The organism is Sphingomonas sp. NCPPB 2930 (assembly GCF_042867205.1).
Taxonomy (GTDB): domain Bacteria; phylum Pseudomonadota; class Alphaproteobacteria; order Sphingomonadales; family Sphingomonadaceae; genus Sphingomonas.
Window position 1 is genome coordinate 35,056 of the sequence record NZ_JBHZQU010000006.1, and the last position, 21,365, is coordinate 56,420.

Here is a 21,365-nt window from a genome sequence, read left to right on the forward strand (position 1 = left end):
TCAACTGGCTTCGCGGTCGCCTTCGCTGGGGCCCGATACCGCCATCGACAGGGTGCGGCGGAGCAGTGAGGGGGAGCAGGGCTTGCCGCACACCGCCGAGCCCGGATAGCGATTTTGGAGAGCCTGTTCATCGGCATGACCCGAATGGAAGATCAACGGCACGCCCGCCTCGCGCAGCCGTTCCGCCGCCGGAAAGACCTCGCCGTCGCGCAGCCGGACGTCCAGGATCGCGCAGGCCAGGTCGGGACGATCGCCGTCGAGATGCGCCAGCACCTCCTCGACGCTGACATAAGGGCCGTCGACTTCATAGCCGCCGTCTTCGATGATATTCTGGATATCCAGGGCCACGAAAAATTCGTCTTCGACCAGCAAAATCGTTTTAGTCATGCGCGAGGACCGTTTCGGGTAGAGCCAAGTTAAGAATGAAACGCCCATCGGCGTAATTCCGCTCCAGCCGCGCACCCAATTGTCGTGAGGAAGTCTGGACGAGAAGTGTCCCGAAACCGTGCGCCGCGTCGCTGTCGGTCGGCGAACCGCCGGTTTCGACCCATTCGATGGACAACGTGCCCCCGGCCAGCGTCCAATGGATGGACAACTCGCCCAGTCGGTGCGCCAGCGCGCCATATTTGACCGAGTTGGTCGCCCATTCGTGCAGGATCAGCGCCAGCGGCGACAGGCAACGGCGGTCGACCAGCAGGCGCGGGCCGTCGATGGCGATCTTCGACTGGCCGCTATAGGGCGCGATGGTCGCCTCCACCAAGGCGCGCAGCTCGATCGCCTGCTGCTCGCCCGCGGGCGAGGCCAGCGAATGCGCGCGGCCCAGCGTCGCGATGCGCTCGCGGACATCGTCGGCCAGCTCGGTGACGTCCTCATGCGAACGCGCCGCCGCCGACACGATCCCCGAGATGATCGCGAACAGGTTCTTCACCCGGTGGTTCATCTCGCGCAGCATCAGTTCGCGCGTCTCGGCGATGGCATATTCGGCGGTCACGTCGATCGACACGCCGACCATGCGGTGCGGCGGACTGGTGGTGACGCGGCGGCCAAAGCCCTTGATCCAGCGCTGGGTGCCGTCGATGTCGAGGCGGAAGGTCATCTCGAAATCGCCATTCCCGGCCATCGCCTCGGCTATGCCCAGTTCGACCCCGGCGCGATCCTCGGCTACGATCCGCTCCAGCCAGCGGCCCATCCGGGCCCCGTCATCCTCCGCGCCCAGGCCGAACAGCGCACGGCCGGTGTCGTCCAGAAAGGTCTCGCCGGTATCGCCGCGATATTCCCAGACGCCGATGCCGCCCGCCTTGATCGCCAGGTCCAGCCGCTCGCGCTCGGCGGCCAGCGCGCGTTCCATGCCGAGCGCCTCGGTGATGTCGGTCAGGACCAGCGTCGCCCCCTCGATCCCGTCCGACTGGGTGCGATAGGGCAGGATGCGCAGCGACAGCGTCCGCGCGCCGTCGCGGGTGGTAACGCGCTGCTGCGACGGCGATCCGCCCGCCGCGACCGATGCCGCGCCGTCGAGATAGTCGGTGTTGCTCAGCCGGGTCGACACATCGGCCAGCAGGCGCCCCCGGTCGCTGGGTTGCAGCGGGAAGATCGAGCGCGCCGCCTCGGTATAGCTGCGCACGCGCAGGTGCCGGTCGAGCACCACCACCGCCAGGTCGGTCGATTCGAAGAAATTGCGCAGGTCGGAATTGGCGATGGTCAACTGGTCGACCTTGGTCTTCAGCTCGTCATTGACGGTCGACAATTCCTCGTTGGTCGATTGAAGCTCCTCGTTCATCGACATCATTTCTTCGTTGGAGCTTTTCAGCTCCTCGTTCGCCGTCTCCAATTCCTCGACTGTCGAGCGCAGGCGGTGGCGGGTCAGGCGGAGTTCGTCCTCCAGCGCCTCGATATGATCGTCGCCGGGTTCCAGATCGGCCAGGTCGCTCGCCTCGATCGGGCTGAACGGCTCGGTATCGCGGAACAGGAACAGCAGCGATCCGTCGGTCAGCGGATCGCAGATCACCTCGACCTTCTGGATGCCATATTCGGTCGTCACCGCGACGTCGCGCGCGGCGATCCGCTTGCGGGCGTCGCGCGCCTGGCGGAGCATCGGGCCGATCACTTCGCGCAGGCCGGTACGCGCCAGCGTGACCGCGCTCGACCCGCCCGCACGGGTGACGGGGAAGTTGAAATAGCGGCTGAGCTTGCCGAACGCGGCCAGGATGCCGCCATCCTGATCCACCACCATGCTGGGCGGCGCATAGCGATCGACGATGCGGCGGGCCGCCAGGCTCTCCTCGCCCATCGGCGCGCCATGGTCCCGCTCGCCGCGCTCGCCGCGCCGCCGGATGCTGCGGCTCGTCCCGCCGGGCAGGTCGATCGGATAGGAGGGAGAGCCCGGCGAGCGCTCGAACAGGCGCGCATGGCCGTCGATCGCGGGGAAGAGATGGTCGAACCGCCCGACGCTCTCGGACGGGCCCAGGAACAGATAGCCGCCCGGCCGCAGCGCATAATGCAGCAGCGGCAATACCGATTGCTGCAACCGATCGTCGAAATAGATCAGCAAGTTGCGGCACGACACCAGGTCGATCCGCGAAAAGGGCGGGTCCTTGACCAGGCTGTGGTTGGAGAAGCGGATCATGTCGCGGATCTGCGCGCTGATCGTGAACCGCTCGGCATGCGGCATCGTGTAGCGTTCGCGCAGCGCCGCCGGAATGTCGGCCAGCGCGGCGGCGGGATAGCTGCCCTCGCGCGCGATCTGGAGCATCTGCTCGTCGATGTCGGTCGCGAAGATCTGCACCGCCAGCGGCTGTCCGCTTTCGCGCGCGGCCTCGGCGAAGAGCATCGCGATGCTATAGGCTTCCTCGCCGCTGGAGCAGCCGGGAATCCAGATGCGGATATCCTCGTCCGGGTCTCGCGCGCGGGTCAGCGGCAGGATCGCCTTGGCCTTCAGCGTATCGAACAGCTCGGCATCGCGGAAGAAGCGGGTGACGTTGATCAGCAGGTCGCGGAACAGCGCCTCACACTCGTCGGCATCCTTCTTGACCCGCGCCAGATAGGCCGAGCCCGTCGCGATGCCCAGAACGTGCATCCGCCGCTCGACCCGGCGGACCAGCGTGGTGCGCTTATAGCCCGAAAAGTCATGGCCGATGGCGTTGCGCAGCACCCGGCACAGATCGTCGATATGATCGGCGACGACCTCGGCCTCTTCCTCCTTGGGGTCGCCGGAACGACGCGCGAAAAAGGCGTGGAGACAGTCCAGTATCTCGCCCGCGGGCTTCACGAAATCGACCAGGCCGGTGCCGACCGCCGAGAGCGGCATGCCGTCATAACGGGCGCTTTCGGGTTTCTGGACGACGCTGACCCCGCCATTTTCCTTGATCGCGCGCAGCCCGGTCGTGCCGTCCGCGCCGGTGCCCGACAGGATGACGCAGGCGGCATTGGCCTGCTGGTCGCTGGCCAGCGACAGGAAGAAATCGTCGATCGGCCGGCGCAGCCCGCGCGGCTGGATGAAGTCGGTCAGCTCCAGCACGCCGCCGCGTATCGCCAGTCCCCGGCCGGGCGGAATGATATAGACGTGATCGGGCTCGATCCGCTCCAACCCCTCGCACTGACGCACCGCCAGATTGGTGTGCCGGTCGAGCAGTTGCGCCAGCATGCTCTCATGATTGGGGTCGAGATGCTGGACGACGACAAAGGCCATGCCGGTCGGCGCGCGCGCCGGGGTCAGCATCTCGCGAAGCGCCTCCAGCCCGCCCGCCGAGGCGCCGATGCCGACCACCGGCACGCTCAGGCTGTCATGATCCGGCATGTCGTGATCCCCGGCGGCGGGCTGCCCCGCATTCACGGAAAGGGCGCTCGGTCGAGGTCCGAAAGCGTCAGCTTGGCCTGGGCGATGGTCGCTGCGGTATTGGCGATCGCGGTCAGCGATCCCTCCAGGACCATGCCGCTTTCCGCCAGGATCGGGGTCAGCCGTCCCAGCGTGCGTCCCAGCTCGGCGTCATAGGCGGACAGCCGGTCGGGATGCGAACGGCTGATGTCGAATTGCGAGGCGAAGATATAGGGCATGTCGCCGCCCAGTTGGCGCAGCTTCGACATATACAGAAGGTTGACGAAGGGCGAGCCGTCCTTGCGGAAGTTGATCAGCGTCGTGCGGACATTGACCTGACGATCATTGGCCAGAAATTCGCGGATCCGGTCGCGCGCCTCGCGATTGTCGGCATGGCGTTGCAGCATCCGGCAATTCTCGCCGATCACCTCTTCGCTGGTATAGCCGGTCAGTTCGCGAAACCCGTGATTGATGAAGATCAACGGATTGTCGTCGCGCGCATCGGCCAGTGCCAGGGCAATCGGGGACTGGTCCAGATACGCGGCCAGTTGGGTCGGAATGTCGAGATTGTGCAGCAAAACTGGCTCCCTGACGCGCATTCGCATGGCGCCTGTCCCATCGCAAGGGCCGTGAACGCGGCCGGCCCCGAAAAAAGACACATGGATAAACTTTCCGGATCGGAAATCCGTTCCCGATCCGAAACGACATCATCCCGTCGTCTTGGCGGGGGATGCGGGGGCCGTGCCGACCGATGTTTCACCCAGCCAGGATCGACGGAACTGGACTTGCGCGGGCGTCAGGGTCCGGCCGAGCGTCTCGTCGGGCACGATCTGCATCGTGGGATCGGTGCCGAGCGTCAGCATCGCGTGACGCTCGGCACCGCGTTGGCGATAGACGATGGGCAGGCGGTCGCCCGGCGCATGGGCGGCGAGCAGGGCGGTCCATGCCCCGGCATCGGCCAGCGGCTTGCCGTCGAGGCTGACGATCCGGTCGCCCTTGTCGAGCCCGGCGTCATAAAGTGGCGTGCCGGGCGCGGTGCTGCTGGCCAGGGTCAGGCCGTCTTCCCCCGCGACCGGCGTCGCGCCCGCCCAGGCGGCGTCGGCATGGGCCGGGCGCAGGGTCAGTCCGGCCTGCGCCAGAAGCGGCGCGAAGTCGGGCAGCCCGCTGGCCGTCACGCTGCGCGCGAAGAAGCGGTCGGCAAAGCCCTGGTCGCCGGTCACCTGCGCCAGCGCCTGGCGGAGATCGTCGGGGCGATAGGGACGCTCGTTCCGGCCGTGGTTCCGCCAGAGCTGGCGCATGTAATCGTCCAGCGTCAGCCGCGGAAAGGCCTGGCGCAGCTCCAGGTCGAGCGCGAGCGCGATGACCGCGCCGTAAGGGTAATAGGAAACGAAGATATTGGGATTGGTCGGATCGATCGACTGCGCCGCATCGACGAAGGGCGCGCGCAGGCTCATCTCCTGCGGTCCGCCATAGCGGCGCGCGGGGGTGTTGAGCAGGCCGTTCAGTGTTCCTGACAATTGCCGGATATAATCCGCCAGCGGCATCTCGCCCGCGCGCAGCACCGCCAACGGGCCGTAATATTGGGTGAAGCCCTCCGCCAGCCAGAGCGACGGCGTGGCGTTGGCGCGAGTGAAGTCGAACGGCTCCAGTTCGGCGGGACGGATGCGCTCGACATTCCAGGCGTGGAAGAATTCGTGGCTGAGCGTCTGGATCTGCTGGAAATTCGCGGCCGCCAGCGAGCGGGGCATGCTGATGACGGTCGAGTTGCGATGCTCCATCCCGTCGCCGCTGATCTGCGGCATATAGTCGGCCAGGAAGGTATAGGTGCCATAGTCGAAGGGCGGCGGCGCGCCGAAGATCGCGATCTGCTGCGCGACGACCTTCTTGGCCATGGCGGCGAAGCGGTCGACATCGGCGGCGCTGCCGTCATGATGCACGGTCAGCCGGATGGTATAGCGCTTGGCCCCGTCCGCCACCGTCCAGCTGCGGACGTCATGCGCCGACAGCTCGACCGGGCTGTCCATGAAATATTGCAGGTCGCGCGCGGTGAAGACGGCCGGGTCGTCGGTCGGGGCGAGCTGGGTCGCGATCTTCCAGTCGGGCCGGGGGTGGAAACGGACGCGGATCGGGCGGTCGTCCTGTCCGGTTGCCCAGAGGAAGGTCGCGGGGATGTTCAGCCGGGCATGGGTCGGATCGATCTGCGCATAGGTGCCGTCGCCGCGATCGCCGAACAGCGTGTAGCGGACGGTGACCGTCCCGTCATGCCCCGCCACCGTCCAGCCATAGGGATCGGTGCGCGTCACGGTCAGCGGGCGGCCCGCGCCGTCGGTGGCGGATACCGCATAGACGTTCTTGGCGAATTCGTGGAGCGCGTAGCGGCCGGGCGAGGACCGCGCCATCTGGAAGCGGACGGGGGCGCTGTCCAGACCGCGATAGGTGACGCTGACCTGCGCCTCGTGATGCTCGGGGTGGGGGAAGGCGATGTCATAGTCGGCCGGCGCGCGCGTCGCGGTCGTCGCAGCCGTGTCGCGCGCCCGGGCCGTGGCCGGTGCCAGTCCGCCCAGCGCCAGCGCGATCGTCGCGGCCATCGTTACGTTGCGCATATATCCCCCTGCAAAGCGTCGAGAAACCCGATCTAGGCGCTACGGGGCGACGGGGTCCATCGCTTTTCCGAACCCGCATGGCGAGGGGGGCAGGGCGGGGGCGGGGGCGGGTGGCATATCCCCGTCCGGGGCAGGCATCGCTGCCCGCCCGCATCGTTCGTCCATCTTCCAGGGGAAACTGGAGGCGCGACCGGGAATCGAACCCGGGTGCAAGGATTTGCAGTCCTCTGCGTCACCACTCCGCCATCGCGCCTCGATGCGGTGAGGCGCGCCCTTTGCGCAGCTTTTGGGGCGGCGTCAACCGCTCATTCATCCAAATGTCGCATTCTTGGCAAAACCCGCTAGGTCATGACCCCGCTTGATCGCGTACTCCGCTTGGCGAGGGCGGGCCCGCGCGATAGAAGCGGCAGGATTGATTTAGTGTATTGCACGGCTAAAACGGTTGTGCGACAGGGATGGGCCATGATGACGATCAGCAATGATTCCTCGAATTTCGACGCGATGCGCCACGCGATGGTGGTGAGCCAGCTGCGTACCACGGCGGTCAGCGACCAGCGCGTCGTCGCCGCGATGGCCCGCGTGCCGCGCGAAACCTTCGTGCCCGAGGCGCTTCGTCCCGTGGCTTACCGCGACGGGACGCTCGATCTGGGCCAGGGGCGCGCGATCAACCTGCCGATGGCGACCGGCCGCCTACTGACCGAGGCCTATCTGGAGGCGGGCGACCGCGTGCTGCTGATCGGCGCGGCGACCGGCTATACCGCCACGCTGCTGGCCGAGATCGTGGCCGAGGTGGTCGCGGTCGAGGAACAGGGTGATCTGGTCGCCGCCGCGCGCACCGCGCTGGCCGGGCAGGGCAAGGTCACGCTGGTCGAGGGCCCGCTCAAGGCCGGTCATGCCGCCGGTGCGCCCTATGACGTGCTGATCGTCGATGGCGCGGTCGAGGAACTGCCCGCCGCCCTGGTCGAGCAGGTCAAGGTCGATGGCCGCATCGTCACGGGCCTGGTCGAAAACGGCGTCACCCGGCTGGCCAGCGGCCGCCGGACCGAGGGCGGCCACGGCGTGCGCCCCTTCGCCGATGCCGAATGCACCATCCTGCCGGGCTTTGCCCGTCCCCGCGCCTTCCAATTCTGAGTGTCTATGCGCCCGTATCTTAACCTTGGCCTGACCTCTGGTGTCCTGATCGGGGCGGCGCTGCTCGGCGGCACCGCTTCGGCGGAGACGTTGCGCGAGGCGATGCTACGGGCGTATCAAAGCAATCCGACGATCACCGGCCAGCGCGCGGCGCAGCGTGCGACGGATGAGAATGTCCCGATCGCACGGGCCAGCGGGCTGCCCTCGCTCCAGTCGACCGGGCAGATCACCGACAATATCGTGGTCGCCAACAACAACTTTCTGAACCCCGAACGAACGGCGACCGGCGCGGTACAGCTGTCGGTGCCGCTCTATCAGGGCGGGGCGGTCAAGAATGCGGTGCGTGCGGCCGAGACGCGGGTGGATGCGGGCCGGGCGCAGCTGCGCGGGGTAGAGGCCAATCTGTTCACCAATGTGGTGGGCGCCTATATGAACGTCATCCGGGACGAGGCGATCGTCAACCTCAACACCCGGAACGTCAACGTGCTGGAAACGAACCTGCGCGCCTCGCGCGACCGGTTCCAGGTCGGCGACCTGACCCGCACCGACGTCGCCCAGTCCGAGGCGCGTCTGGCGCAGGCCCGCGCGCAGCTGCAATCGGCGCAGGCCAATCTGATCTCCAGCCGCGAGAATTACATCAACATCGTCGGGGTCGAGCCGGTGGGGCTGGAACAGCCGCCCGCGCTGCCCAGCCTGCCCGCCTCGCCCAATGCGGCAGTCGGCATCGCGCTCGACCAGAATCCGCAGCTGATCGCGGCGCGTCGCAGCGCGGACGCCACCCGCTATGACATCGACGTCGCGCGCGCCAACCGGCTGCCCCGCGTGTCGGCGGTGTCGAGCGGCAACTACTTCAACTATCTGGGCTCGCTGAACGTCGCCACCGTGCCGTCCTCGGGCGTCAACGCGACGGTCGGCCTGCAACTGTCGATGCCTTTGTTCCAGGGCGGCCGCCCGGCGGCGCAGGTCCGCCAGGCCGAGGCGCTGCGCGGACAGGCGCTGGAGAATGCGACCGCGACCGAGCGGCAGGTCGTCGCGCAGGTCCGCTCCGCCTATGCCGTGTGGCAATCCTCGCAGGAGGTGATCCTGTCGGCCGAATCGGCGGTGCGCGCCAACTCGCTGTCGCTGGAGGGCGTGCGCGCCGAGAACAGCGTCGGCACCCGCACAGTGCTCGACATCCTGAACGCCGAGCAGGAACTGCTGAACAGCCAGGTGACGCTCGTCACCGCGCGCCGCGATGCCTATGTCGCCGGTTTCGCGCTGATCGCCGCGATGGGCAATGCCGAGGCGCGCGACCTGGGGCTGGACGGCGGGGCGCTCTACGACCCGGTCGCCAACTACAAGCGGGTGCGCAACAAGATCAACGACTGGGGCGGCGATGGCGAGCCCGCGCCGGTGGCCTCGACCACCGCCGGAACGCCCGCGCAGACGGCGGTCATCACCCGTCCGCTCGACCCCGACGTCAACGCCCCTGTTGACAGAAGCCCCGCATTAACCACAGGTGCATCGGCACCAAGCCGGCAATAAGGTCGGCTGCGGCCTTTGGGGGCCTTGGGGGGCTGAAATGGGGTTTGCGGTCATGGGTGATATCAGCGCCGAACCGTCGATGGAGGAGATCCTCTCCTCGATCAAACGCATCATCGCCGAAGAAGGGGAGGCCCCGACGCGTCAGCGTCGCCCTGCGCGCCCCGTGCCGTCACCGGCCGTCGAGGAGGATTCGCCCGAGGTCCTCGAGCTCAGCGACCCGATGCCGCTGCGCATGAAGGTGGAGGCCGCCGCCGCGCGCGCCGCCGAATCGACGTTGCGCGCCGAACTCGCCCCCCGTCCCGCGCCCGAACCGGCGGCGGCGAAGCCCGAGCCGGTCGCCCCGGCCCCCGTTCCCGCACCCGCAGCCCCCGTGGCGGCACAGAACGGGATCGAGGCGGATGACGGCGAGGAAGCGATCGTCAGCCCTCGCGCGGCGGAGGCCAGCCGTGGTTCCCTGGAGGCGCTCAGCCGTATGATGGTCAAGCCCGAACCGAGCAGCGACGGCACCCTCGAGGGGCTGGTCCGCGATATGCTGCGCCCGATGCTGCGCGACTGGCTCGACGCGAACCTGCCCGAGATGGTCGAGGCGATGGTTGCGCGCGAGATTGCCCGGATCACCCGCGAAGGGCGCTGAGCCGCGCAATTCCCGTCGATTTCCGCCCGTGCCGTTGCGCGGGCGGAACCCGCGTGACCTGACCGGGTTCGATGCGCATGGCCCCGAGAGACGAGACGCCCGAGATGGAAAAATCGCCGCGCTCGCTCGTGTCCTCACCCCCCATCTCGGACGCGCGACAGCCGCATTCGGGCCAGTCGGACATTTTCTTCGCGGCGGTCAAGACGACGCGCATGCCGATGATCGTCACCGATCCGCGCCAGCCCGACAACCCGATTGTCTTCTGCAACGAAGCCTTCAGCTTCATGACCGGCTATTCCGAGCATGAGATCCTCGGCACCAATTGTCGTTTCCTGCAGGGGCCGGAAACCGACCGCGACGTGGTGGCGCAGGTCCGTGCGGCGGTCGAACGCCGCGACGAGATCGCGGTCGAACTGCTGAATTATCGCAAGAACGGCTCGACCTTCTGGAACGCGCTGTTCGTCTCGCCGGTCTATGACGATGCGGGCGAGCTGGTCTATTTCTTCAGCAGCCAGCTCGACATCTCGCGCCGCCGCGAGGCCGAGGATGCCTTGCACGAGGCGCAGAAGATGGAAGCGGTCGGCAAGCTGACCGGCGGCATCGCGCACGACTTCAACAATCTGCTGCAAGTCATTCTGGGCTATGCCGATATTCTGGAAGCCCGCGTCGATCAGGGCGACCGCAGCGGGCGGCGCGCGGTCGAGGCGATCGCGGCGGCGGCGGCACGCGGCGCGACGCTGACCCAGCAGCTGCTCGCCTTTGCCCGTAAGCAGGAGCTGCGCGACCGGCTGCTCAACTTCAACCAGTTGATCGAGGATTTCCGGCCGATCATCAACCGCACGGCGGGCGAGGGGCTGGCGGTCCGCCAGAAGTTGGAGGAAAATCTCTGGAACTGCCGGATCGATCCGGTCCAGGCGGAAATGGCGCTGATCAACATCGTGACCAATGCGCGCGAGGCGATCGCGCGCAACCAGGGTCATGGCGAGATCATGCTGTCCACCCGCAACATGATCCAGTCCGCCGACCAGCCCGAGGGACCGGCCAATCTGGAACCCGGCGAATATGTCATGGTCCGCATCGGCGACAATGGCCCCGGCATCGATCCGGCCATCGCCGACAAGGTGTTCGATCCCTTCTTCACCACCAAGGAAATGGGGAAGGGGGCCGGGTTGGGCCTGGCGATGGTCTATGGCTTCATGCGCCAATCGGGTGGGCTGGCCTCGGTGGAGGCGGGCGAGGAGGGCGGCGCGGTGCTGTCGCTCTATTTCCCGCGCGCGGCGGGCGTGACCGAGCGGCGGCCCTCGCCGACCCAGCCCGCGCGCAGCGGCGGGGTCGAGCGCATCCTGATGGTCGAGGATCAGGAGGATGTCGGCGATCTGGGCAAGTCGATGCTCGAGGATCTCGGCTATGACGTGGTCCTGACCCGCAGCGCGCGCGAGGCGCTCGACCATCTGGCCGAGGACAGCGACTTCTCGCTGCTGTTCACCGATATCCTCATGCCCGGCGGGATGAACGGGGTGGCGTTGGCGCAGGCGGTGCGGCGCGATTATCCGCGCCTGTCAGTGCTCTTGACCACGGGTTTCGCCGACGAAGCGATCGATGAGGGCGCGCGCTCTTACGAGCTGATCCGCAAGCCCTATCGCCGCGCTGAACTCAACGAGCGGATTCGCGCCGTGCTCGACCGGCCGGGTGCGCGGACCTGATAGCATCTGGCGTCCCAGCCTCAGGCTGATTAAGGCAGCGTCATGACTGAGCTGCCCAAGACGTTCGACCCCGCCGCAATCGAAGCCCGCTGGTATGGCCATTGGGAGGAAAAGGGCCTGTTCCGCCCCGACCGCCCGAATGCCGAGCCCTGGACGATCGTCAACCCGCCGCCCAACGTCACCGGCAACCTGCATATCGGCCATGCGCTCGACAACACGCTGCAGGACATTCTCGTCCGCCATGCCCGGTTGAAGGGCAAGGATGCGCTGTGGGTGGTCGGCACCGACCATGCGGGCATCGCGACCCAGATGGTGGTCGAGCGCCAGATGAACGCGAAGGGGCAGAAGCGCACCGACTTCACCCGCGAACAGTTCCTCGAAAAGGTCTGGACGTGGAAGGCGGAGAGCGGCGGCCAGATCACCGGTCAGCTGCGCCGCCTGGGCTGCTCGATGGACTGGGCCAATGAGCGCTTCACCATGGACGAGGGCTTCAGCAAGGCGGTGCTGAAGGTGTTCGTCGACCTGTACCGTCAGGGCCTGCTCTACCGCGACAAAAGGCTGGTCAATTGGGACGCCGGGCTCGGCACCGCGATCAGCGACCTGGAGGTCGAGACGCGCGAAGTGAAGGGCAGCTTCTGGCGCCTGCGCTATCCGCTCGCCGACGGTTCGGGCTTTATCGAGGTCGCGACGACCCGGCCGGAGACGATGCTCGCCGACATGGCGGTCGCGGTGCACCCGGACGATGCGCGCTATACCGCGCTGATCGGCAAGCAGGTCCGCCTGCCCATCACCGGCCGCCTGATCCCGATCGTTGCGGACGAACATGCCGACCCCGAACTGGGATCGGGCGCGGTCAAGATCACGCCGGGCCATGACTTCAACGATTTTGAGGTCGGCCGCCGCGCCGGTATCGAAGCGCGCGACATGCTCAACATGCTCGATGCCAAGGCGTGCATCGTCCAGACGTCGGATGGCCTGATCCCCGACGCGTTCCTGGGCCTGTCGACCGCCGAGGCGCGCAAGGCCGTGGTCGCGCGGCTGAAGGACGAGGGCGTCCTGATCCCGCATATCGACAAGGACGGCGAGGAGCATGACGCCGAGCCGCGCACGATCCAGACCCCGTTCGGCGACCGCTCCGGCGTGGTGATCGAGCCGTGGCTGACCGACCAATGGTATGTCGATGCCAAGACGCTGGCCCAGCCCGCGATCCAGGCGGTGCGCGGCGGTGATATCAAGATCGTGCCCCAGGCGTGGGAGAAGACCTTCTTCAACTGGATGGAGAATATCCAGCCCTGGTGCGTCAGCCGCCAGCTCTGGTGGGGCCATCAGATCCCGGCCTGGTTCGCCGAGGATGGCCGCGTGTTCGTCGCCGAGAGCGAGGAAGAGGCGCAGGCGGAAGCGGGGGAGGGCGTTACCCTGACCCGCGACCCGGACGTGCTCGACACCTGGTTCTCCTCCGCGCTCTGGCCCTTCGCGACGCTCGGCTGGCCCGATAATGGCGACAAGACGCTGGCGGGGCGTTACCCGAACGACGTCCTGATCTCCGGCTTCGACATCCTGTTCTTCTGGGACGCGCGGATGATGATGCAGGGCCTGCACTTCATGGAAGATGTGCCCTTCAAGACCCTGTATCTGCACGGTCTTGTCCGTGCCGCCGACGGCTCGAAAATGTCGAAGTCGAAGGGTAACACGGTCGATCCGCTGGGCCTGATCGACCAGTACGGCGCCGACGCGCTGCGCTTCTTCATGGCGGCGATGGAGAGCCAGGGCCGCGACATCAAGATGGATGAACGCCGCGTCGAAGGCTATCGCAACTTCGCGACCAAGCTGTGGAATGCGGCGCGCTTCGCCCAGGCCAACGGCATCGGTGCGTCGGCGACGCTGGAGGCACCGAACGCCACGCTGGCGGTCAACAAGTGGATCATCGCCGAGACGGTGAAGACCGTGCAGGCGGTCGACCTTGCGCTGGCCGATTACCGTTTCGACGGCGCGGCGAACGCGATCTACCAGTTCGTCTGGAGCCGCTTCTGCGACTGGTATCTCGAACTCATCAAGCCGGTGCTTCAGGGCGGCGAAGCGGGCGGCGAGGAAACCCGCGCGGTCGCGGGCTGGGTGCTCGACCAGATCCTGGTCCTGCTCCACCCCTTCATGCCGTTCATCACCGAGGAATTGTGGCACGCCATGGGCGCGCGCGATCACGACCTGATCGTCGCGCACTGGCCGATGGCCGATGCCCGCGCGCTCGACCCCGAGGCGGAGCGCGAGATCGACTGGCTGATCCGTCTGGTCAGCGAGATCCGCGCCGCGCGGACCGAACTGAACGTGCCGCCGGGCGCGCGCCTGCCGATGCATGTCCGCGATGCGAATGAGGCGACGACGGCACGGTTGATCCGTCAGGCCTCGGCGCTGGCGCGCCTCGCGCGCGTCGACGCGGCCGATGGCGAGGTGTCGGGTGGTGCGGCGCAGGTGGTGGTGGACGAAGCGACCTTCGTCCTGCCGCTGGAAGGGGTGATCGATCTCGACGCCGAACGCCAGCGGCTGACCAAGGCGATCGCAGCGGTCGAAAAGGAACGCGACGCGCTGGGCGGCCGGCTGAGCAATGCCAGCTTCGTCGAACGCGCCAAGCCAGAAGCGGTCGAAAAGGCCCGCGCCGACCATGCCGACAAGATGGCCGAGGCCGCCCGGTTGCACGCCGCCCTGGGCCGGCTGGGCTGACCCCTGAAATCCTCCCCATGCGCAGCATGGGGAGGGGGACCGCGCCCGCAGGGCGTGGTGGAGGGGCAAGGCGCCTCCGTCTCGCTGCTCCGCTGACGCGACGATCTCCCTCCCCAGGCATGACCTGGGGAGGATCGGCTCCTACCCCTGTTCCCCCAATCGTCGCAGCCGCCGAATGCGCGGTTCGCGTTGCAGCTGTGCCTCGCGCCGGATGACCTGGCGCAGTTCGTCGCGCTTTTCATGGATCGATGCGATCACCGGCCCCATCGCGACGCCCAGATCGACCAGCACCGCCTCCGACAATTGCAGCGAGCTTTCCAGCGTTTCGGGCACCGCCTCGCTGACGCCCGCGCGGTAGAGTTCGGTGGCATGCGCCATGTCGCGCGCACGGGCGATGATCGGCAGGTCGGGCGCCGCCTCGCGGATGCGCCGTGCCAGCCGCACCGTCAGCACGGGGTCGTCCATCGTCAGGATCAGCGCGCGGGCGGCGGGCAGGTTGAGCCGGTCGACCAGCTCCGCCCGCGCGACATCGCCGAACAGCACCGGATAGCCTGCACGGCGGGCGTCGCTGACCGAATCGATATCGGCCTCGACCGCGACATAGGATTGGCCGTGCACGGTCAGCATGTCGGCGATCATCTTGCCGACGCGGCCAAAGCCGATGATGACGGTCCGGCCGCCATCATGTTCCAGTTCGGGCGGGGCGGGGCCATCGGTGCTGCGCGCCTCGATCCGGCGGGAGATCACGCGACCCGCTTTCGCGAGCAGCGGCGTGATGGTCAGGCCGATCGCGGTCACGGTCTGCCAGAAGGCGGCGGTCGAGGGCAGGATTAACTGTGCCTGTGCCGCAGTGCCCAGCACGATCAGCGTGGTTTCGGACGGGCTGCCCATAAGCAGCCCGGTCTCCGCCGCGACCCCGCGCCGCGCATGGGCGACGCGCAGCAGCAGATAGGTGACGATCGCCTTCACCGCGACGACCCCGATCACCGCGAGCAGCAGCGTGTCCCAGTTCCGGGCGATCAGCCGCAGGTCCAGGCTCATGCCGACGGTGATCAGGAACACGCCCAGCGCCAGCCCCTTGAAGGGGGCGGTCATCACCTCGACCTCCGAATGATATTCGGTCTCGGCGATCAGCAGTCCGGCGAGCAGCGCGCCGACGATCGGCGAAAGGCCGGCGGCGGTCGTCGCGACGCTCGCGACGATGACGACGAGCAGCGAGGCGGCCAGGAACAGCTCGGGGCTCTTGGTCCGCGCGGCCTGGGCGAACAGGCGCGGCAGGACGAACTTGCCGCCCAGATACATCGCCACCACGGTCAGTCCGCCGCGCAGCGCCACGCCCGCAATCCCGACCCAACCCTCGTCGCTCGCGGTCGGTGCCATGGCGCCCAGTGCGAAGATGATCGGCACGAGCGCCAGATCCTCGAACAACAGCATCGCGAACGCCCCGCGACCGACCGGGCTGGTCGTGCCGACCAGCGGCAACACCAAGGCGGTCGAGGAAAGCGTCAGCGCCAACCCCAGCCCGATCGCCCCGGCCCAGCCCTGTCCCAGCAGGTTCAACGCCGTCCCGATCAGCACCGCCGATCCGAGCAACTCGGCCACCCCGGTTCCGAAGACCAGTCGTCGCATCGCCCAAAGCCTGCGAAAAGACAGCTCCAAGCCTATGGAAAACAGCAATAATATGATGCCGAACTCGGCAAAGGGCTCGATCGATTCCGGGTTGGAGATGGTCAGATAATAGAGCCACGGTGCTTGGGGCACGAGCGATCCCAACCCGGCGGGGCCGACCAGCAGGCCGACCAAGATGAAGCCGATGACCGGGCTGACCCGAAAACGGGCGAAGGCCGGGATGACGATCCCCGCCGACCCGAGGATGACGAGCGCGTCGGAGAAACCCTGATTGTCGAGCCGTAATGCCATGACGGCAACCTAACCCGGCTTGGTCGCGCTTGTCAGGTCGTTAATCGGGCGAAACGGTGATGGGACGATCGGTCCACTGACGGCGGGCGTCTCCCGAGGCTAGGGGGCGGCGATGACCAAGGCCTTTCGTTTCGCTTTCCTGCCCCTTTTGCCGATGCTTGCCCTGACGGGATGTGGGGACGGCGACCGTGAGGCGCGGCTGAAAGCGGCGGGTCCGAACCCGTCGCTCGATGCGCTGATGCGGGTGGCCAATGCCGATGCGGGGGCGAAGACGTTCGGACAGTGCCTGGCCTGCCACACGATCGGCAAGGGCGAACTCGATCGCGGCGGGCCCAATCTCCACGGCATCATGGGCAAGCCGGTGGCGGGCGGCAGCGAACGCTTCGGCTATACCGCGGCGCTGATGGGGGTCGGTGGGCGCTGGGACCGGGCGACGATGGACCGCTGGCTCACCTCGCCGCAACGCTTTGCGCCAGGGACCAGAATGACCTTTGCGGGCCTGCCCGATCCGCTCGCGCGGGCGGATGTGATTGCCTATCTCGAGCTGGAAGGGCGGGAGTAACGGACTGCCTGAGCGGCGAGGGCCGGGCGTGCGCTTCGACTTGGCTCGGCGTGAACGGATGTTCCGTCAAGCGGACATTCGGTGATATCCCCATTGTTCAGCCCGAGCCGCTTGGCTGGCCACTCGGAATAGAATTCGGGGCGAAGATCCTGTGACGTTGTTCGCGCAGAGGCGCGGAGGGCGCAGAGAAGGTTTTGCTTTCGCCCTCCACTCCGGCCTGCGTCCGGGTGGTAGGAGGTTCGTAGGGGGGCTTCTTCTCAGCGTCCTCTGCGCCTCTGCGCGAAACAGGATTATTTCTTCGGTCTTCGACTTCACGCGGCTGGGGCGGAACGAAAAAGGGCCCGAAGACGATGTCTCCGAGCCCCTTCCTCGCAACAACAGGCGGCAGGATTACTGCCAGCTGCCCATTTCGGTTTCGAGGTTGACGCGGATCGCCTCGAAGAACTGCTCGGTGGTCATCCAGGGCTGGTCCGGGCCGATCAGGATGGCGAGGTCCTTGGTCATCTGGCCGTTCTCGACGGTCTTGATGCAGACCTTTTCCAGCGTCTCGGCGAAGCGGACGACGTCGGGGGTGTTGTCGAACTTGCCGCGATACTTCAGGCCGCCGGTCCAGGCGAAGATCGACGCGATCGGGTTGGTCGAGGTCGCCTTGCCCTGCTGGTGCTGGCGATAGTGACGGGTCACGGTGCCGTGCGCCGCTTCCGCCTCGATCGTCTTGCCGTCCGGGGTCATCAGCACCGAGGTCATCAGGCCCAGCGAGCCGAAGCCCTGCGCCACCTGGTCCGACTGCACGTCGCCGTCATAGTTCTTGCAGGCCCAGACGAACTCGCCATGCCACTTCAGCGCCGAGGCGACCATGTCGTCGATCAGGCGGTGCTGATATTCGATGCCCGCCGTCTTGAACTGGTCGGCGAACTCGGTCTCGTACACCTCCTGGAAGATGTCCTTGAAGCGGCCGTCATAGGCCTTCAGGATGGTGTTCTTGGTCGACAGATAGACCGGCCAGCCGCGACCCAGGCCATAGTTCATCGAGGCGCGCGCGAAGTCGCGGATCGATTCGTCCAGATTGTACATGCCCATGGCGACGCCCGAGCTGGGGAAGTTGAACACCTCCTCCTCGATCGTCTCGCCATTCTCGCCTTCCCACTTCATGGTCAGCTTGCCCTTGCCGGGCACCTTGAAGTCGGTCGCCTTATACTGGTCGCCGAAGGCGTGACGGCCGACGACGATCGGGTGGGTCCAGCCGGGGATCAGGCGGGGAACGTTCTTGATGACGATCGGCTCGCGGAAGACGACGCCGCCCAGGATGTTGCGGATCGTGCCGTTGGGCGACTTCCACATCTTCTTCAGGCCGAATTCCTCGACGCGCTGCTCGTCGGGGGTGATGGTCGCGCACTTGATCGCGACGCCGTACTTCTGCGTCGCATGGGCGCTGTCGATCGTCACCTGGTCGCTGGTGGCGTCGCGATTCTGCACCGACAGGTCGTAATAGGCCAGTTCGATGTCGAGATACGGCTTGATCAGGCGTTCGCGAATCCACTCCCAGATGATCCGGGTCATTTCGTCGCCGTCGATCTCCACGACGGGCGTGTTCACCTTGATCTTCGCCATATGCGCATCCTTAGATTTGGCAGGTTTGGCAACGCGTCTAGGGGAGGGGGCGCGGCGGATCAACCACCCTGCGCGATCCGCGAAAGGACCGGGGCGAACCGAAAAGATTGTGCGATGGCCGGTGGACAGGTAGACAGGCCCGATGCCTTCGCTTGAAAAGCCTCCCATCGCCACCACCACGGTCAAGTGGCGTTTCCCCGCCGTCCATCCCGAAGGGCGCAAATATGTGCTGATCGGGGCGGGCCTGACCCTGCTCGCCACGCTGATCACCAAGGTGCTGTTCTGGCCGTTCGTCGGCCTGTGCATCTGGATCGCCGCGTTCTTCCGCGATCCCGTCCGGACCACGCCGCAGGGCGACGACCTGATCGTCGCGCCCGCCGATGGCTTGGTCACCATGATCCAGCGCGTCGCGATCCCGCGCGAGCTGGTCGGCGAACTGGGCGAGGCGCCGCTGGTTCGCGTGTCGATCTTCATGTCGGTGTTCGACGTGCACATCAACCGCACGCCGATCGCGGGCGTCATCCGCCAGGTCGTCTATATCTCGGGCAAGTTCCTCAACGCCGACCTCGACAAGGCGTCGGACGAGAATGAGCGCCAGCATTTCGTGGTCGAGGGGCGGGATGGTCGCAAGATCGGTTTCACCCAGATCGCGGGCCTCGTCGCGCGGCGCATCGTCGGCTTCGTGAAGCCCGGAGACATGGTCGCCGCCGGACAGCGGGTCGGCCTGATCCGGTTCGGCAGCCGGGTCGACGTGTATCTGCCCGACGACGTCACGCCGCAGGTCTGCCTGGGCCAGCGGTCGGTCGCGGGCGAGACGGTGCTGGGGCGTGTCGGCGGCAAGCCGATGAGCGGCATCGCGCAATAACCGATCCGATGGCCATCTCCCCCCGCTTCGCCCGTCGAGGCCCGCCGCGCGGCCTGCCGCTCCGGGCCATCGCGCCCAATGCCGTCACCGCGCTGGCGCTCTGCTCCGGCCTGACCGGCGTGAAGTTCGCCATTGCGGGGTCGTGGGAAGCGGCGGTCACGATGATCATGGTCGCGGCGGCGCTCGACGGCCTGGACGGGCGGATCGCGCGGCTGCTGCGCGGGGAGAGTCGGTTCGGCGCCGAGCTGGACTCGCTCTCGGACGCGATTTCGTTCGGTGTCGCGCCTGCGCTCATCCTCTATCTCTGGTCGCTGCAAAGCCTGCCTCGCATCGGCTGGATCTGCGCGCTGCTCCAGGCGGTCTTCTGTGCGCTTCGCCTGGCGCGGTTCAATTCCCAACTTGATGTGATCGACCAGCCGCGCAAGACGGCGGGTTTCTTCACCGGCGTTCCCGCACCCGCCGGAGCGGGGCTGGCGATGCTGCCTCTCTATCTCTGGTTCTGGACCGGCGAGCCGATCTTCGCCTCGCCATTCCTCGTCGCGCCATGGGTGGCCTTTGTCGCCCTGCTGATGGTGTCGAGCATCGCTACCCTGTCATGGACCTCGTTCCGGTTGCGGCGTCATATCAGGTTCGAGGCACTGGCCATCATCGTCCTGGTCGGCGTGGCGCTGATCTCCGCGCCTTGGCATGCCCTGACGGCGATATGCCTTGCCTATCTGGCGAGCATTCCCTTCACCATGCTCGCCTATGCCCGCATCAAGCGGCCGCGCGGCGGCGCACCAGCGAAGGGGCAGGCGAGTTCGCCGCCCAGCGCCTGACCGCGATCCGCCGCTCGGCCACCACCAGCGTGGCGAGCGGCGTGAAGGCCGGCTCGGCATGTCCGGTCGCCAGATGGAGAATACGCCGCCATTGGGGCGCAACCATCATGACGATGGTGCCGAGCGAGGCGACCAGCGCGCCCATGAAAACCAGAACACTCACCACGATCATCATGATGCCTGCCTCCTGCCGTTCCCATACGGTGCGGCCATTAACCGAACCGTAACCGTTGATTTTTTCGTCCGGTTCCGTCGCCATAGCGGCAACATCAGGGCGAGCCGTGCCAAATCCCCGATGTTGCGAATCCGTGATAAGGCGATCCGTCCCGTTTCCCTGTTGTGGTCATCTTATGTTCCATCGATGTTCCAGAGTCAATCGGCGGTGGAACAAAAGTGAACGCAAAGGGTGGCTTGCCAAGCGGTCGACCATCGTCTAAGGGCGCGCACCTCAACACCGCATGGGAAGCATCATATTTCGGTGCGCATGGGCTTTGCCCGCCGCGTCATCCGCTTCCCAGAGGACCAACCGGAAGGAATTATCTTATGGCGGCACCCGTCGTCACCATGCAGCAGCTGGTCGAGACCGGCGCGCACTTCGGCCACCAGACCCACCGCTGGAACCCGAAGATGAAGCCCTACATCTTTGGCGACCGCAACGGCGTCCACATCCTCGACCTGTCGCAGACTGTGCCGCTCTTCGCGCGCGCTCTGGAGTTCATCAGCTCGACCGTCGCTGGCGGTGGCAAGGTCCTGTTCGTCGGCACCAAGCGCCAGGCGCAGGAGCCGGTCGCCGAGGCCGCTCGCCGCGCGGGCCAGCACTTCGTCAACCATCGCTGGCTGGGCGGCATGCTCACCAACTGGAAGACGATCTCGAACTCGATCAAGCGCCTCAAGACCCTCGAGGAGCAGCTGTCGGGCGACACGCACGGCCTGACCAAGAAGGAAGTGCTGAACCTGACCCGCGAGCGCGACAAGCTCGAGCTGTCGCTGGGCGGCATCCGCGACATGGGCGGCATCCCGGACGTGATGTTCGTGATCGACGCCAACAAGGAAGAGCTGGCGATCAAGGAAGCCAACACGCTGGGCATCCCCGTCGTCGCGATCCTCGATTCGAACGTCTCGCCCGACGGCATCGCCTTCCCGGTTCCGGCGAATGACGACGCCAGCCGCGCGATCCGCCTGTACTGCGAAGCCGTTGCCATCGCCGCGACCCGTGGCGGTCACGAGCAGCAGCGCCGTGGCGGTGCGGACTTCGGCGCGATGGCCGAGCCGCCCGTCGAGGAAGCGCTGACCGTCGCCCCGGCGGACGTCGCCGAGCAGGCGGTCGAGGCCGAGCGCCAGATCGACGCGTAATGGCGTGAGAAAGCCCCGCGGTGCGGGCGGGGCGATCATCGACCGGATGGGGCAGCCCGTCGGTCGATGACATCGGCTTGACATGCAAGCCGTGCTAAGGGCCGCCTCCGATGGG

16 protein-coding genes and 1 tRNA gene are annotated in these 21,365 nt (G+C 66.8%); 9 read left to right on the forward strand and 8 right to left on the reverse strand.

Annotated elements, in window-relative coordinates:
- From ACFX59_RS09020 to ACFX59_RS09040, 5 genes are all read right to left on the reverse strand, one after another.
- On the reverse strand, nt 1-387 hold the full coding sequence (locus tag ACFX59_RS09020) for a response regulator (RefSeq protein ID WP_307097973.1): 387 nt from the start codon (nt 385-387) through the stop codon (nt 1-3).
- On the reverse strand, nt 380-3,793 hold the full coding sequence (locus ACFX59_RS09025) for a CheR family methyltransferase (protein WP_387431689.1): 3,414 nt from the start codon (nt 3,791-3,793) through the stop codon (nt 380-382). Before ACFX59_RS09025 ends, ACFX59_RS09020 begins: the two co-directional genes overlap by 8 nt.
- A 32-nt stretch (nt 3,794-3,825) precedes the next feature.
- Nucleotides 3,826-4,410, reverse strand: a complete 585-nt coding sequence (locus tag ACFX59_RS09030; RefSeq protein WP_387431692.1) for a PAS domain-containing protein — start codon at nt 4,408-4,410, stop codon at nt 3,826-3,828.
- A gap of 108 nt (nt 4,411-4,518) precedes the next feature.
- Nucleotides 4,519-6,414, reverse strand: coding sequence for a M61 family metallopeptidase (locus ACFX59_RS09035; RefSeq protein ID WP_387431695.1), 1,896 nt, complete (start codon nt 6,412-6,414; stop codon nt 4,519-4,521).
- 179 nt (nt 6,415-6,593) lie between these two features.
- A tRNA-Cys gene (locus ACFX59_RS09040) sits at nt 6,594-6,667 on the reverse strand.
- A gap of 209 nt (nt 6,668-6,876) precedes the next feature.
- Between ACFX59_RS09040 and ACFX59_RS09045 the strand changes: the two genes are divergently transcribed.
- The 5 genes from ACFX59_RS09045 to ACFX59_RS09065 all read left to right on the forward strand — a co-directional run bounded on the left by ACFX59_RS09045 (nt 6,877) and on the right by ACFX59_RS09065 (nt 14,121).
- Nucleotides 6,877-7,545, forward strand: coding sequence for a protein-L-isoaspartate O-methyltransferase (locus ACFX59_RS09045; protein ID WP_354293411.1), 669 nt, complete (start codon nt 6,877-6,879; stop codon nt 7,543-7,545).
- Between the two features lie 6 nt (nt 7,546-7,551).
- Entirely contained in the window at nt 7,552-9,069 is a 1,518-nt protein-coding gene (locus tag ACFX59_RS09050) for a TolC family outer membrane protein (protein WP_387431698.1), read from the forward strand.
- A gap of 52 nt (nt 9,070-9,121) precedes the next feature.
- Nucleotides 9,122-9,703, forward strand: coding sequence for a DUF2497 domain-containing protein (locus ACFX59_RS09055; protein WP_309703477.1), 582 nt, complete (start codon nt 9,122-9,124; stop codon nt 9,701-9,703).
- A 104-nt stretch (nt 9,704-9,807) separates the two neighbouring features.
- Entirely contained in the window at nt 9,808-11,406 is a 1,599-nt protein-coding gene (locus tag ACFX59_RS09060; protein WP_387431701.1) for a histidine kinase famiy protein, read from the forward strand.
- 42 nt (nt 11,407-11,448) lie between these two features.
- Nucleotides 11,449-14,121 (forward strand): valine--tRNA ligase, encoded by a 2,673-nt coding sequence (locus tag ACFX59_RS09065; protein WP_387431704.1) that lies wholly within the window; start codon nt 11,449-11,451, stop codon nt 14,119-14,121.
- A gap of 141 nt (nt 14,122-14,262) precedes the next feature.
- Here the strand turns inward: ACFX59_RS09065 and ACFX59_RS09070 are convergent, their stop codons facing one another.
- Entirely contained in the window at nt 14,263-16,041 is a 1,779-nt protein-coding gene (locus ACFX59_RS09070) for a cation:proton antiporter (protein WP_309694511.1), read from the reverse strand.
- 112 nt (nt 16,042-16,153) lie between these two features.
- On the opposite strand from ACFX59_RS09070, the gene ACFX59_RS09075 reads away from it, so the two are divergent.
- Nucleotides 16,154-16,603, forward strand: a complete 450-nt coding sequence (locus ACFX59_RS09075) for a c-type cytochrome (protein ID WP_387431707.1) — start codon at nt 16,154-16,156, stop codon at nt 16,601-16,603.
- 390 nt (nt 16,604-16,993) lie between these two features.
- Here the strand turns inward: ACFX59_RS09075 and ACFX59_RS09080 are convergent, their stop codons facing one another.
- Nucleotides 16,994-18,214, reverse strand: coding sequence for an NADP-dependent isocitrate dehydrogenase (locus ACFX59_RS09080; RefSeq protein ID WP_309694514.1), 1,221 nt, complete (start codon nt 18,212-18,214; stop codon nt 16,994-16,996).
- Nucleotides 18,215-18,356: 142 nt separating this feature from the next.
- On the opposite strand from ACFX59_RS09080, the gene ACFX59_RS09085 reads away from it, so the two are divergent.
- Entirely contained in the window at nt 18,357-19,079 is a 723-nt protein-coding gene (locus ACFX59_RS09085) for a phosphatidylserine decarboxylase (protein ID WP_307097985.1), read from the forward strand.
- Nucleotides 19,080-19,087: 8 nt separating this feature from the next.
- On the forward strand, nt 19,088-19,897 hold the full coding sequence (pssA, locus tag ACFX59_RS09090) for a CDP-diacylglycerol--serine O-phosphatidyltransferase (RefSeq protein ID WP_387431711.1): 810 nt from the start codon (nt 19,088-19,090) through the stop codon (nt 19,895-19,897).
- Here pssA and ACFX59_RS09095 read toward each other — a convergent pair.
- Nucleotides 19,836-20,156, reverse strand: a complete 321-nt coding sequence (locus ACFX59_RS09095; protein ID WP_354293420.1) for a hypothetical protein — start codon at nt 20,154-20,156, stop codon at nt 19,836-19,838. The two genes, pssA and ACFX59_RS09095, sit on opposite strands and share 62 nt — an antisense overlap.
- Nucleotides 20,157-20,440: 284 nt before the next feature.
- On the opposite strand from ACFX59_RS09095, the gene rpsB reads away from it, so the two are divergent.
- Nucleotides 20,441-21,250 (forward strand): 30S ribosomal protein S2, encoded by an 810-nt coding sequence (gene rpsB / locus ACFX59_RS09100; RefSeq protein WP_307097988.1) that lies wholly within the window; start codon nt 20,441-20,443, stop codon nt 21,248-21,250.
- Nucleotides 21,251-21,365: the final 115 nt, after the last annotated feature.